Source organism: Mycobacterium bohemicum DSM 44277 (assembly GCF_001053185.1).
GTDB lineage: Bacteria > Actinomycetota > Actinomycetes > Mycobacteriales > Mycobacteriaceae > Mycobacterium > Mycobacterium bohemicum.
The window spans coordinates 1-13405 of the sequence record NZ_CSTD01000005.1 but is presented as its reverse complement, the minus strand read 5'-3'; the positions used below and the strand labels follow the sequence as shown (position 1 = coordinate 13405).

The following is a 13405-nucleotide window of genomic DNA, read 5'->3' as shown; positions in this document are numbered from 1 at the left end:
AATGGACGTCGTCACACTGACCGACCCGGCGTCGGAGGTGGCCGCGCAGTTCGTGCCCTCCGCGGGCATGATCGGCACCTCGCTCACCGACGCCGGGGCGCAGCTGCTCGGGCAGCGCCGCGGCCTGGACGCCTACCTCGAGGCGGGCAAGACGATGGGCATCCCCATCCTGTACCCGTGGGCAAATCGCCTGAGCGCCAACACCTATACCGCCCAGGGCGAGACGGTGACGCTGACGCCGGGTGAGAACGGCGTGCGCGCCGACCCCAACGGGCTGCCCATCCACGGCGTGCTGGCCGCCTACCCGGGCTGGCGGGTGACGGCGCGGTCGGGCAACGAACTGACCGCCGAGCTGGACTTCGGCGCCGAGCCGCGGCTGCTGGCCAGCTTCCCGTATCCGCATGTGCTGAACGTCGCGGTCCGGCTCGCCCAGCGCACCTTGACCGTTCGCACCACCGTCACCGCCACCGGCGCCAGGGCGGTGCCGCTGTGCTTCGGGTTTCACCCCTACCTGCAGCTGCCGGGGCTGCCGCGCGGCGACTGGGTCATCGAGACGCCGCCGCTGCGGCATCTGGGCCTGGACGATCGCGGGCTGCCGACCGGGGCATCCACGCCGCGGCCGGCACGGCAGGAAGCGCTGGGCGACAAGGCTTTCGACGACGCCTTCGACGGGGTCGACGACGGGGCGGTGTTCGCGGTGTCCGGCGGCGGACGCCGCATCGAGGTGCACTTCGAACGTGGATACCCGGCGACGCAGATCTTCGCGCCGACGGGTAAGGGCCCGGACAAGCAGGTCGTGTGCTTCGAGCCGATGACCGCGCCGACCGACGCCCTGCGCCGCGGCGGCTACCGATGCGCGTTACCGGGCGAGCCGGCGGTCACGCAGTTCTCGATCCGCGCGTGATCAGCCGCGCGACCGGCGCGGCTGCCACACCACCACCGCGGTGCTCTTGGGCAGCACCGCCAGGTCGCGGCGCTGGCCGGCCCGCACCTGCGCCAGCTCCTCGGTGAGCTCCTTGATCCGCGACTGCAGCGCCTCGACCTGGTTGGTCAGCTCGATGATGCGCTTGATGCCGGCCAGGTTGACGCCCTCGTCCTGGGACAGCCGCTGGACCTCGCGGAGCAGATCGACGTCGTTCTGCGAATAACGCCGTCCCCCACCGGAAGTGCGGCGCGGACTGACCAGGCCCAGGCGGTCGTAGGTGCGCAGGGTTTGCGCGTGCATGCCGGCCAGTTCGGCGGCCACCGAGATCAGGAAGGTTCGCGACTCGTCCTTCTTCTTGGGATCCCTGTTGACGGCCATCAGCGATTACCCGCCCATCCGGCCCGTGGGTCGAAACCGCTGGCCCGCTCGGCGGCCGCGTACGCCTCCAGCGCCTCCTGGGCCGCACCCTCCACGTTGGACGGCACGGCCACCTTCACGGTGACCAGCAGGTCCCCGCTGCCGCCGCTGCGCTTGGGCACGCCGCGCCCACGCACCCGCAGAATGCGGCCGTCGGAGGTGCCCTTGGGCACCCTAACGCCGACCTTGCCGTCCAGTGTGGGCACCGAAAGCGTTGTGCCCAAGGCCAATTCGGTGAAACTGACGGGCACGGTCACGGTCAGGTCGTCACCGTCGCGGCCGAACACCTTGTCCGGCCGCACATGCACGGTCACGTACAGGTCGCCCGAGGGCGCCCCCCGCAATCCGGCCTCGCCCTGCCCGGGCAGCCGAATCCGCTGACCGTCCTCGACGCCCGGGGGGATCCGCACGTTGATGGTGCGCGTCCGGGTGGTGACGCCGGTGCCCTTGCACTCGTCGCAGGGGTGCTCGATGATCGAGCCGCTGCCGCGGCAGTCGGTGCAGGGTTCGGAGAAACCGAACGCGCCCTGGTTGCGGTTGATCACCCCCGAACCGTTGCAGCTCGGGCACACCTTCGGGCTGGTGCCCGGCCGCGCGCCGCTGCCGTGGCAGTTGGTGCACGGCGCCGGGCTGGTCAGCCGCAGCGGCATCGCCACGCCCTTGGCGGCCTCGACGAACTCCAGTTGCGTCTCGGTCTCCAGGTCGTTGCCGCGGCGCGGCCGGCTCGGGCGGGCGCCGGCGCCGCGGCCGAAGAGCCCGCCGAAGAGGTCGCCGATGTTGGCTCCCCCGCTTCGCCCGGCGGCGTCGAACAGGTCGTTCAGGTTGAATTCGGCGCCGTCACCGCCGAACCCGCCGAATCCGCCCTCCTCGAACCGGCGGCCACCGAAGCGGCCACCCGCGAACAGCCGGCGGGTTTCGTCGTACTCCTTGCGCTTGGCGGGGTCCGACAACACGTTGTGCGCCTCGGAGACCGCCTTGAACCGTTCTCCGGCCGCCGGGTTGTCGGGGTTGGCGTCGGGATGCAGGTCGCGCGCCAGCTTTCGGTAGGCGCGCTTGATCTCCTCCGGGCTGGCATCGGAGGAGACGCCCAGCTCCTTGTAGAAATCCTTTTCGACCCATTCACGCTGGGCCATGTCGCGTCACCCCCTCACCTCTGTCTTTCGTTGTGCTTTTTGCTGTCCTGATTGTGTGGTCTAGTCACCGGAGCCGGCGGCTTTATCGTCCGATTCCTCGCCGGTGTCGGCGGCGACCGTGTCCACCACGGCGACCAGGGCGTGCCGCAGCACCTGCTCACCGAGCCGGTAGCCCTGCCGCATGACCGTGCCGATCACCGGCTTTGAACCGTCGGCGCCGTCGCCCTCGTGCTGCACGGCCTCGTGCAGCAGCGGGTCGAAGTCCTCGCCTTCGGCACCGAAGGCGGTGAGCCCCAGCCCGCTCAGGGCGCTGTCCAGCTTGTCCGCCACCGATCTCAGCGGTCCCGATTCCAGGTCGCCGTGCTTGCGCGCGCGCTCGAGATCGTCGAGCACGCCCAGCAATTGGGTCACGACGGCCGCCTTGGCCCGGTCCGCCGCGGCCTGCTGGTCACGCAGCGCGCGCTTGCGGTAGTTCGCGAAGTCGGCCTGCACCCGTTGCAGATCGCCGAGCAACTCGGCCGCCTTGCCGGCCTCCTCGGGGCTCTCGCCGGGGAACGCCCCCGGCGCCGACCCGCCTGGGGTCGGGCCGGGGGAACTGGGCTGCCGCACTTCACCCGTCTCGGGATCGATGCGCCGCTTGTCGGTGACCGTCACCTGTTCCTGGCCTTCGGCCGCTCGTCCTTCGCTCACTTGGACTCCCGGTCGTCGTCGACCACCTCCGCGTCCACGACGTCGTCGGACGAACCGGACGCGCCGTCCCCGGCGGCGCCGGCCTGCGGGCCCGCGGCCTGGGTGGCCTCATAGATCGCCTGTCCGAGCGCCTGGGACTCCTCGCCCAGCTTCTCCATCGCCGACTTGATCGCGCCGATGTCGGTGCCGCCCAGCGCCGTCTTGGCTTCGGCCACAGCGGCTTCCACCTTGCTCAGGGTGTCCTCGGGAACCTTCGGCCCACCCTCGGCGCCGCGCTGCTCGGAAACGAACTTCTCCGTCTGGTAGACCAGCGTCTCGGCCTGGTTGCGGACGTCGGCCTCCTCGCGACGCTTGCGGTCCTCCTCGGCGTGCGCCTCGGCGTCCTTGATCATCCGGTCGATCTCGTCCTTGGACAGGCCCGAGCCCTCCTGGATGCGGATGGTGTTCTCCTTGCCGGTGCCCTTGTCCTTGGCCGTGACGTGCACGATGCCGTTGGCGTCGATGTCGAAGGTGACCTCGATCTGCGGGACGCCGCGCGGCGCCGGCGGGATTCCGGTCAGCTCGAAGGAACCGAGCAGCTTGTTGTGCGCCGCGATCTCGCGCTCACCCTGATAGACCTGGATCTGCACCGACGGCTGGTTGTCGTCGGCGGTGGTGAAGGTCTCCGACCGCTTGGTCGGGATGGTGGTGTTGCGCTCGATCAGCTTGGTCATCACGCCACCCTTGGTCTCGATACCGAGGCTCAGCGGCGTCACGTCAAGCAGCAGAACGTCTTTCACCTCACCCTTGAGCACGCCGGCCTGCAGGGCGGCGCCCACGGCGACGACCTCGTCGGGGTTGACGCCCTTGTTGGGCTCCTTGCCGCCGGTGAGCTCCTTGACCAGGTCGGTCACCGCGGGCATGCGGGTGGAACCACCCACTAGCACCACGTGGTCGATGTCGGACACCGAGATGCCGGTGTCGGCGATCACCGACTGGAACGGCTTGCGGGTGCGGTCCAGGAGGTCCTGGGTGATGCGCTGGAACTCCGCGCGCGTCAGCTGCTCGTCGAGGAACAGCGGGTTCTTGTCGGCGTCAACGGTGATGTAGGGCAGGTTGATCGAGGTGCTCTGCGAGCTCGAGAGCTCGATCTTGGCTTTCTCGGCCGCCTCGCGCAGCCGCTGCATCGCCATCTTGTCCTTGGTCAGGTCGATGCCGCTGGTGCCCTTGAACTTCTCCACCAGCCAGTCGACCACGCGCTGGTCCCAGTCGTCGCCGCCGAGGTGGTTGTCACCGCTGGTGGCACGCACCTCGACCACGCCCTCGCCGATCTCCAGCAGGGACACGTCGAAGGTGCCGCCGCCGAGGTCGAACACCAGGATCGTCTGCTCCTTCTCGCCCTTGTCCAGGCCGTAGGCCAGCGCGGCCGCGGTCGGCTCGTTGACGATGCGCAGCACGTTGAGGCCGGCGATCTGGCCGGCGTCCTTGGTGGCCTGGCGCTGGGCGTCGTTGAAGTAGGCGGGAACGGTGATCACCGCGTCGGTGATGTCCTCGCCGAGGTAGGCCTCGGCGTCGCGCTTGAGCTTCATCAACACGCGGGCGCTGATCTCCGGCGCGGTGTATTTCTTGTCGTCGATCTCGATGGACCAGTCGCTGCCCATGTGCCGCTTGACCGAGCGGATGGTGCGGTCGACGTTGGTCACCGCCTGGTTCTTGGCGGGCTGACCCACCAGCACCTCGCCGTTGCGCGCGAACGCGACGACCGACGGCGTGGTCCGGGAGCCCTCGGAGTTGGCGACGACGACGGGGTCGCCGCCCTCGAGAACCGCGACGACGGAGTTGGTGGTCCCGAGGTCGATACCGACCGCACGAGCCATGGTGATTTCCTCCTGAGTAGTAGAGCTTTCGGTACTGCACTGCTGAGTGCACCCCGCTCAAGCCTGCTCTGGCCGACGTTGGTATGTCAACCCAAGCTTGAGCCTTGTTCACTCAACTTATCGACCATGCTAACGGCGGGCGCGGCGGTCTTGTTCCCGGGTGCGCAGCGAGATTTTGTGGGGCAGCGTGCGCCGCCCCCATGCGTTAGCCTGTGGATCCCGGAGGGCCACAACAGCAGGAGCTCGATGTCACCGTCGGACAGCGCGCACCTCGCGCGCGAAGAGGTGGGGTATCACAAGGGGCTCAAGAACCGCCAGATAACGATGATCGGCCTCGGCGGGGCCATCGGAACCGGGCTTTTCCTCGGCGCCGGCGGGCGGCTCGCATCGGCCGGCCCCGGCCTTTTCCTGGTGTACGGGATCTGCGGGATCTTCGTTTTCCTGATCCTGCGCGCGCTCGGTGAGCTGGTGTTGCACCGCCCGTCGTCGGGCTCGTTCGTGTCCTACGCCCGGGAGTTCTTCGGCGAAAAGGTCGCCTTCGTCGCCGGCTGGATGTACTGCATCAACTGGGCGATGACGGGCATCGTGGACACCACCGCGATCGCCCACTACTGCCACTACTGGGACGCGTTCCACGCGATCCCGCAGTGGACGCTCGCGCTGATCGCGCTGATCGTCGTGCTGTCGATGAACCTCATCTCGGTCAAGGTCTTCGGCGAACTCGAGTTCTGGGCCTCGCTCATCAAGGTGCTGGCGCTGGTGACCTTCCTGGTGGTCGGCACCGTGTTCGTGGTCGGGCGGTTCAAGGTCGACGGCCACGACACCGGCCCGGTGCTGTGGGAGACCCACGGCGGCCTGCTGCCGGCCGGGCTGCTGCCCCTGGTGCTGGTCACCTCGGGCGTGGTATTCGCTTATGCCGCAGTTGAACTCGTCGGGATCGCCGCCGGGGAGACCGTCGATCCGGAAAAGATCATGCCCCGGGTGATCAACTCGGTGGTGCTTCGCATCGCGGTCTTCTACATCGGGTCGACGGTGCTGCTGGCGCTGCTGCTGCCGCACACCGCCTACCGGGCCAACGTGAGCCCATTCGTGACGTTCTTCGCCAAGGCCGGGTTCAGCGGCGCCGGCAGCCTGATGAACATCGTGGTGCTGACCGCGGCGCTGTCGAGCCTCAACGCGGGGCTGTACTCCACCGGCCGCATCCTGCGGTCGATGGCGATCAACGGCAGCGGCCCGAGGTTCACCGCACCGATGTCGAAGAACGGCGTGCCCTACGGCGGGATCCTGCTGACCAGCGCCATCGGCCTGCTCGGCATCGTGTTGAACGCCGTCAAGCCCAGCCAGGCTTTCGAGATCGTGCTGCACATCGCCGCCGTCGGCGTGGTGGTCGCCTGGGGCACCATCGTGGCGAGCCACCTGCAGCTTTACCGGCTGGCGCGCGCCGGAAGGGTGCAACGGCCGGCCTTCCGGATGCCGTTCGCCCCGTACAGCGGCTATCTGACGCTGGTATTCCTGGTGGGCGTCGTGGTGCTGATGCTGTTCGACAAGGTTCAGGGTCCCTGGCTGATGGGCGCGATCCTGTTCGGCTCCACCGCGCTCTTCGGCGGCTGGTTCCTGGTCCGCCACCGGGTCAGGGCCGCGGCCGAGGACACCGGCGCGTCGACCTCACCGCTCAACGACCCGCCCGTGGCGGCTTAGCGCGCGTCGTCCGGCGCGTCGATGTCGCGGCCGCCGGCCAGGTCGCCGCACTCCACGCGCCCGACGTCTCCCCTGCCCCGAAGGAACGCGCCGGCCCCGCGATCCCCGGACAGCCCGGCCAGCACGTCGGGCCAGTGCCGGCGCGCGAGCACCACGGGATGACCCGGCCGACCCGCGAAATACGCGCGCGCCAGGCCGCTTTCCGACGCGACCGCCCGCCCCAGCACCCGCGCCACCACACCGGGGCCGACATCGGGGGTGTCGACGACGTGCAGCACCGCGTAGTCCGCCCGCAGGCGGTCGGCCCCGGCCAGGCCGGCGCGCACCGAGGCGCTCAGCCCGTCGCGCCAGTCGGCCGCCGCGACCGCGATGACACCGGGCGGCGCCGGCACCTCCCCGGCGCCCAGCACGAGCACGACGTCGGCGCAGCCCCCGCCCCTCAGCGCGTCGACCGCGATGTCGAGCCAGCCGTCGACCAGGACCTTCGGCCTGCCGTACCGCAGCCCCGCGCCGGCGGCCAGCAGCACTCCGACGCAGCGGGCCGGGCCTCTCGACTCCGGTAACGGCACTCTCCTATGATGACATTCAGCTTCTCGCTCAGCGACAATCTGATGGAGCGCCATGACTCAGGACGTGCAGGGGGCGGCGACCGCTTTGACCGCTCCGACGCCCCGATACGCCGGGACCCGCGTGCAGAGGGTCGAGGACGGCCGGCTGCTGACCGGCCACGGCGGCTTCGTCGACGACGTCACCCGGCCCGGAATGCTGCACGCCTGCTTCGTCCGAAGCCCGTTCGCGCGCGCGAAGATCAACGGCATCGACGCGTCGGCGGCGCTCGCGCTGCCCGGCGTGCACGCGGTGTTCACCGCCGCGGACCTCAACCCCGCCGTCCGCGAGGCCTGGCACGCCGTCGCGGGCAGGGACGTGCCGGACACCCCGCGCCCGCCGCTGGCCGAGGGCGAGGCGAAGTTCGTCGGCGACCCGGTCGCCCTGATCGTGGCCGACAGCCGCTACGTCGCCGAGGACGCGCTCGAACTCGTCGACGTCGACTACGAGCCGCTGCCCGCGATCGTCGACTTCACCGCGGCGCAGTCCTGTGGCGTGCTCGTGCACGACAGCTACCCCGCCAACGTCGCGGGCGGGATGGCCGGGGCACCGCCGGACGAGGAGCTCTTCGAAAGCGCGCCGTGCGTGGTGAAAGAGAATGTCTACCAACAGATCTACGCACCGGTCCCGATCGAGACCCGCGGCCTGGTGGTCGAATGGACGGCGGCCACCGGGGAACTCACCCTGTGGGCCTCCACGCAGACCCCGCACGAGTTGCGGGCCTTCTGCGCGCGGCTGTTGGGCATTGCGGCCCAACGGGTTCGGGTGATCATGCGCGACACCGGCGGTGGTTTCGGGCAGAAGGTGGTGCCGATGCGCGAGGACATGTGCATCATGCTGGCCGCCCGCAAGGTCCCGGCCGCGCTGAAGTGGATCGAGGACCGCCGCGAAAACCTGATGTCGGCCGGGCAGGCCCGGCACGTCGACGGCACCGGGCGCCTCGCGTTCGACGACGACGGCAAGATCCTGGCCGCCGACATCGATTACGTCCAGGACATCGGCGCGTACCCCACGCCCTACCCGGTGCTGACCACGGCCGCCATCGGGATGTTCTTCCCGGGGCCCTACCGCGTGCCCAAGGCCAGCTTCAACTACAAGACGGTCTTCACCAACACCGCCGGGCTGGCCGCCTACCGCGGCCCGTGGCAGTACGAGACGCTCGCGCGCGAGGTCCTGCTCGACATCGCCGCGCGCAGGATGAACATGGACCCCGTCGAGCTGCGCCGCCGAAACCTGCTGCGGCGCGACGAGATGCCGTACTTCAACCCCAACGGCATGCCCTACGACCACGTCGCCCCGATCGAGACCTTCGAGCAGGCGGTGAAACTCCTTGACCACGAAGGGTTCCGCAAGGAGCAGGCCGAAGCGCTCGCGCAGGGCCGGTATCTGGGGCTGGGGTTCTCGGCGTACATCGAGCCCACCGGGGCGGCCACGGGCCACCTGGCCACCGAGGGCTGCACCATGCGGATGGAGCCGACCGGCAAGATCAACGTCTACGTCAACGGCGGCTCCAGCGGAAACAGCTTGGAAACCACCGTCATTCAGCTGACCGCCGACGTGCTGGGCGCCGACATCGAGGACGTGTGCACCATCCAGGGCGACACGGCCATCACTCCCTACGGCGCCGGGACGCAGGGCAGCCGCAGCGGCCCCATGACGGCCGGGGCCGTCAACGAGGCCGGGACCATCCTGCGCCGCAAGATCGTCGCGCTGGCGGCCCACCACCTCAAGGTCGCCGAGTCCGAGGTGGAGTTGGCGCAGTCGACCGCGGCGGTGCGCGGCGACCCGTCCAAGCAGGTGAGCTTCGGCGAGCTGGCCTACCTGGCGCACTACTCGCCGCAAATGCTGCCGCCGGGAACGTCGCCCGAGCTGGAGGCCACCGCGCGCTTCGTCGCCACGGCGCCCATCCTGTGGTCCAACGCGACCCACGCCTGCACCTGCGAGGTGGACGTGGCCACCGGCAAGGTCACGCTGCTGCGCTACATCGTCAGCGAGGACGTCGGGCCCATGATCAACCCGAGCATCGTCGAGGGCCAGATCGCCGGCGGAACCGTGCAGGGCATCGGCGGCGCCCTGATGGAGGACATGGTCTACGACGACGACGGCAACCCGCTGGCAACGACGTTCGTGGACTACCTGCTGCCCACGGCCACCGAGGTCCCGCCGATCGAGTTCGGCCACGTCGAGATCCCCGGGCCCGGGCCGGGCGGGTACAAGGGCGCCGGCGAGGGCGGGGCCATCGGCTCGGTGCCGGCGGTCATCAACGCCGTCAACGACGCGCTGGCGCCGCTGGGCGTGACGGTCACCCGGCTACCGGCCACCCCGGCCTCCGTCGCCGCGCTGCTGAACGAGGCGGCACGGTGAAGCCCGCCGCCTTCGACTACCACCGCCCCGGCACCGTGCAGGACGCCGTGAGCCTGCTCGCCGAACTCGGCGACGACGCCAAACTCATTGCCGGCGGCCAGAGCCTGGTGCCGATGCTGGCGATGCGCCTGGCCTACTTCGACCACCTGATCGACATCTCCCGGCTCCCCGAACTGCGGGGCATCGAGCGCCGCAACGGCGAACTCCGGATCGGCGCGGGCACCACCGAGGCCACCGTAGGGGCCGATGCCCAAGTGCGCCAGGCGGTTCCGCTGCTGACCCGGGCGACCCCGTTCGTCGGGCACTTCCAGATCCGCAACCGCGGCACCCTCGGCGGGTCGATCGCCCACGCGGACCCCGCCGGCGAATACCCCGCCGTCGCGCTCACGCTGGACGCCGTGATGGAGGTGCGCTCTCCGCGCGGATCCCGCGAGATCGCCGCCGCCGACTACTTCGTCGGCGTGTGGGAGACCGCGATGGAGTCCGACGAGGTGCTGACCGGCGTCCGATTCCCGGTGTGGGAGGGCCGCTCCGGATTCTCGGTCCAGGAGTTCTCGCGCCGGCACGGCGATTTCGCGATCGCGGGAGCCCTCGTCGCCGTCCAGCTCGACGACGGCGACCGGGTTCGCCGGTGCGCCATCGGCCTGCTGGGCCTGGGCGCCACGCCCCGGCGCGCGACCGCGGCCGAGGCGTCGGTGATCGGCAAGCCGGTGGGCGAGCTTGCGCCCGAGGAAATCGGCCGGGAAGCGCTGGCGGGCCTCGACGACATTCCGGTGGACCTGCAGGGGTCGGCGTCATACCGAACCCAGGTCGGGGCCGCCATGGCCGCACGCGCCTGGACCCAGGCCGTCCACGAGGCCCGACAGGAAGCGAGGACCGGCGATGCCTGAGGTGCCGATCCGGTTGTCCGTCAACGACAGCGGGGTCTCGGCCCGCGTCGAACCCCGGATGACGCTGGCCGATTTCCTGCGGGAGAAGTGCGGGCTCACCGGCACCCACCTGGGTTGCGAGCACGGGGCCTGCGGGGCCTGCACGGTGCTGCTGGACGGCGCCGCCGTGCGCTCCTGCCTGATGTTCGCCGTGCAGGCCGACGGCCAGGAGGTGACCACGGTCGAGGGCATCGCGTCGCCGGACGGGACGCTGTCGGCGGTGCAGTCGGCGCTGCGCGAATGCCACGGGCTGCAATGCGGCTTCTGCACACCGGGGTTCGTCCTGTCACTGACCGCGCTGCTGCGCGACAACCCCGATCCCACCGATACCGAGATCCGGGAAGGCTTGTCCGGCAACTTCTGCCGCTGCACCGGATACCAGGGCATCGTCGCGGCGGCGCACCGGGCCGCCGAGTTGACCCGCGAATCGGTCACGCGACGGTAAAGCTTCACCATCGGCCCCGCATCCGCCCGCATTCCCAGCGCGTCACTGCAGTCACTTGCGTCACCGCGTTTGTACCCTGGCTCCTGACATGACGATCGAGCAGGAGCGGCGCGTGCGGCTATCGCAAAGGGCACGGTGGAGCCTTGCCGGCGGATCCCTGCTGCTGTCGCCCATCCTGGCCAGCCCGCTGCTGATCGACGGCTGCTCGTCCGTCATCGAGGGCAGGCCGGTCGCCGCGCCCGGAGCCGGGCCGGTGGAACCCACCTTCCCCACCCCCCGGCCGACCACCTCGACGCCGGCGCCCAGCGCGGCGCCGGTCACGCCGACGGCACCCGGAAGCCCGACCGCACCGGCCGGAGCCATCCCGCTTCCGCCCGACCAGAACGGCTACGTGTTCATCGAGACCAAGTCGGGCGTGACGCGCTGCCAGATCAACAAGGACACCGTCGGGTGCGAGGCACCGTTCACCAACTCCCCACTGCAGGACGGCGAACACGCCAACGGCGTCAGCATCAGCGCCGACGGCAAGGTGCAGTGGGTGCTGGGCAACCTCGGCGCGATCCCGACGGTCACCATCGACTACAAGACCTACGAGGCGCAGGGCTGGAAGATCGACGCCGCCCCCGACGGCACCCGGTTCACCAACGACCACACCGGCCACGGCATGTTCGTCAGCCTCGACAACGTCAACACGTTCTGACGTCGCGCCGGCTGACGTCAGTAACATCGAATCCGTGGCACGCAACGGCCCACCGGACGACTTCCACAACCAGCCGACTCAGTTCTCCGACTTCCGCGCGGCTGCGCCGCCGCCCCGGGAGGGCCCCGCCGAGGACGAGTCGCAGCAGCCCGTCGATACCCTCGACGCCCCCGAACCGACCCCCTGGTACCGCAAGCCCGCCGCGCTGGCCGGGTGGATCGCGGCCGTCCTGATTCTCCTCGGCCTGATCGCGTTCGGCCTGTCTGAACTCCTGCACGATACGCAGGGCACCGGCAACACCCCGTCGACCAGCACGAGCACCGCTCCGTCGCCGACGACCACGACCACGACCCCGACGACGACCACGCCCTCGACCACGACCACGCCCTCGACCAGCGCCACCGTCGAGTCGCCGGCCCAGCAACCCACCCAGCAGCCGACCCGGCAACCCACCCAGCAACAGCCGACGCATCGGCACCACCTGCCGCCCCTGCCGTCGGTGATCACCATCCCGGAAGTGCCGACCGTGATCACCCTGCCGCCGGGCCTGTCCTGACGGATCCGGAGGCGCCCGCGCACCTAGACTCGCGGGAAGCCACGGCCGTCAGGGTGAGGGCCGTCCGGCCGGACAACGGATACAGGGGTGCGCATGATGAGCGATTCGCTCGGGCTCTCGATCGGGGTGGCCCACCTGGTTGCTGCGCACGCGGGTCGCGCGCCGGTGGCCCGCAGTCCCGTGGTGACGCTGTTCGAGAACGCGCCGACCGAAGTCGGCCTGCCCGAGGAGAATCCCAACCTCACCCATCCCGGGCTGGTGCTGCGGGGATTCGTGGAGCGCGTCGGCGACCGGACCCCGTTGGTGGCGGCCGACGGCACCAAGTATCTCGGCGAGGTGCTGACGGTCGAAGCGATCGAGGCGATGGCGCGCACCGTCGGCTACGGCACGCCGGTGACGATCGCGATCCCGGCGTACTGGTCGGAGGCCCGCGCAACCGCCCTGAGCGAGGAATTCTTCGCCCAGCCGGACCTCGCCCGCCGCGGGGTCCCGCCGGCGCTGGTCTCCGATGCCGTGGCGGCGCTGACGGCGCTGCGTGCCCAGCCCGGACTCCCGGCCGACGGCGTGGTCGCGCTGTGCGATTTCGGCGCCGGCGGCACCAGCATCACCCTGTTCGACGCCGGCTCGGCCTTCCGGCAAATCGGCCCGACGGTGCGGGACACCGATTTCTCCGGCGACGCGCTCGATCAGCTCGTCCTGAGTCAGGCGGCGGCCTCCACCATGACCACCGACGTGGCCGGCACCGCCCGCATCGGCTCCCAAGCGCGCCTGCTGGCTGAATGCCGGCGCGCCAAGGAGCAGCTCTCGGGCACCTCCGTGGCTGCCGTGGCCGGCCCGGGCGGGGACGTGGTGTTGTCGCGCAGCGACTTCGAGCAGCTGCTGTCCCCGGCGCTGGACCGCTTCATCGGCGGCGTCGGGCAAGCATTGCGGGACAACGGCATTACGCAGCTGGCCGCGCTGGCGGCGGTCGGCGGCGGCGCCGCCATCCCGCTGCTCGGCGCCCGCCTCTCCGCCCACTTCGGGGTGCCGGTCCACAGCGCGCCGCAGCCCGGGTTCAGCGCGGCCGTCGGCGCGGCGCTGCTCGGC

Annotated in this window: 13 protein-coding genes; 8 read left to right on the top strand and 5 right to left on the bottom strand. The window is 70.4% G+C overall.

The window, feature by feature from the left end:
• Position 1 precedes the first annotated feature (1 nt).
• Positions 2-904 (top strand): aldose 1-epimerase, encoded by a 903-nt coding sequence (locus BN971_RS19915; RefSeq protein ID WP_085178845.1) that lies wholly within the window; start codon positions 2-4, stop codon positions 902-904.
• Here the strand turns inward: BN971_RS19915 and BN971_RS19910 are convergent, their stop codons facing one another.
• Genes BN971_RS19910 through dnaK form a run of 4 tightly spaced genes read right to left on the bottom strand, consistent with a single transcriptional unit; the run spans position 905 to position 5021 of the window.
• A complete protein-coding gene (locus tag BN971_RS19910) occupies positions 905-1303 on the bottom strand; it encodes a heat shock protein transcriptional repressor HspR (RefSeq protein WP_085178844.1) in 399 nt (132 codons plus the stop codon).
• Positions 1303-2475 carry a molecular chaperone DnaJ gene (dnaJ, locus tag BN971_RS19905; RefSeq protein ID WP_085178843.1) on the bottom strand — a complete coding sequence of 391 codons (1173 nt, stop codon included), beginning with the start codon at positions 2473-2475 and terminating at the stop codon, positions 1303-1305. The genes BN971_RS19910 and dnaJ overlap by 1 nt, the downstream gene beginning before the upstream one ends.
• Positions 2476-2535: 60 nt before the next feature.
• The gene (grpE, locus tag BN971_RS19900; RefSeq protein WP_085178842.1) at positions 2536-3165 is read right to left on the bottom strand and encodes a nucleotide exchange factor GrpE; all 630 of its coding nucleotides are present in this window, start codon (positions 3163-3165) and stop codon (positions 2536-2538) included.
• A complete protein-coding gene (gene dnaK / locus BN971_RS19895) occupies positions 3162-5021 on the bottom strand; it encodes a molecular chaperone DnaK (RefSeq protein ID WP_085178841.1) in 1860 nt (619 codons plus the stop codon). The genes grpE and dnaK overlap by 4 nt, the downstream gene beginning before the upstream one ends.
• A gap of 246 nt (positions 5022-5267) precedes the next feature.
• Here dnaK and BN971_RS19890 point away from each other — a divergent pair, with 246 nt between their 5' ends.
• On the top strand, positions 5268-6719 hold the full coding sequence (locus tag BN971_RS19890) for an amino acid permease (protein WP_085178840.1): 1452 nt from the start codon (positions 5268-5270) through the stop codon (positions 6717-6719).
• Here the strand turns inward: BN971_RS19890 and BN971_RS19885 are convergent.
• Positions 6716-7288: a nucleotidyltransferase family protein gene (locus tag BN971_RS19885; protein ID WP_245836451.1), complete on the bottom strand. Its 573-nt coding sequence runs from the start codon at positions 7286-7288 to the stop codon at positions 6716-6718. The two genes, BN971_RS19890 and BN971_RS19885, sit on opposite strands and share 4 nt — an antisense overlap.
• 52 nt (positions 7289-7340) lie before the next feature.
• Here BN971_RS19885 and BN971_RS19880 point away from each other — a divergent pair, with 52 nt between their 5' ends.
• From BN971_RS19880 to BN971_RS19855, 6 genes are all read left to right on the top strand, one after another.
• Positions 7341-9689, top strand: a complete 2349-nt coding sequence (locus tag BN971_RS19880; RefSeq protein WP_085178838.1) for a xanthine dehydrogenase family protein molybdopterin-binding subunit — start codon at positions 7341-7343, stop codon at positions 9687-9689.
• Positions 9686-10579, top strand: coding sequence for an FAD binding domain-containing protein (locus BN971_RS19875; RefSeq protein ID WP_085178837.1), 894 nt, complete (start codon positions 9686-9688; stop codon positions 10577-10579). The genes BN971_RS19880 and BN971_RS19875 overlap by 4 nt, the downstream gene beginning before the upstream one ends.
• Positions 10572-11063, top strand: coding sequence for a (2Fe-2S)-binding protein (locus tag BN971_RS19870; protein WP_085178836.1), 492 nt, complete (start codon positions 10572-10574; stop codon positions 11061-11063). The genes BN971_RS19875 and BN971_RS19870 overlap by 8 nt, the downstream gene beginning before the upstream one ends.
• Before the next feature lie 112 nt (positions 11064-11175).
• Entirely contained in the window at positions 11176-11763 is a 588-nt protein-coding gene (locus BN971_RS19865; protein WP_085178855.1) for a hypothetical protein, read from the top strand.
• A gap of 34 nt (positions 11764-11797) precedes the next feature.
• Positions 11798-12319, top strand: a complete 522-nt coding sequence (locus BN971_RS25175) for a hypothetical protein (protein ID WP_085178835.1) — start codon at positions 11798-11800, stop codon at positions 12317-12319.
• A gap of 96 nt (positions 12320-12415) precedes the next feature.
• Positions 12416-13405: Hsp70 family protein (locus BN971_RS19855; RefSeq protein ID WP_170322207.1), on the top strand; the 990-nt coding region annotated here is incomplete at its 3' end.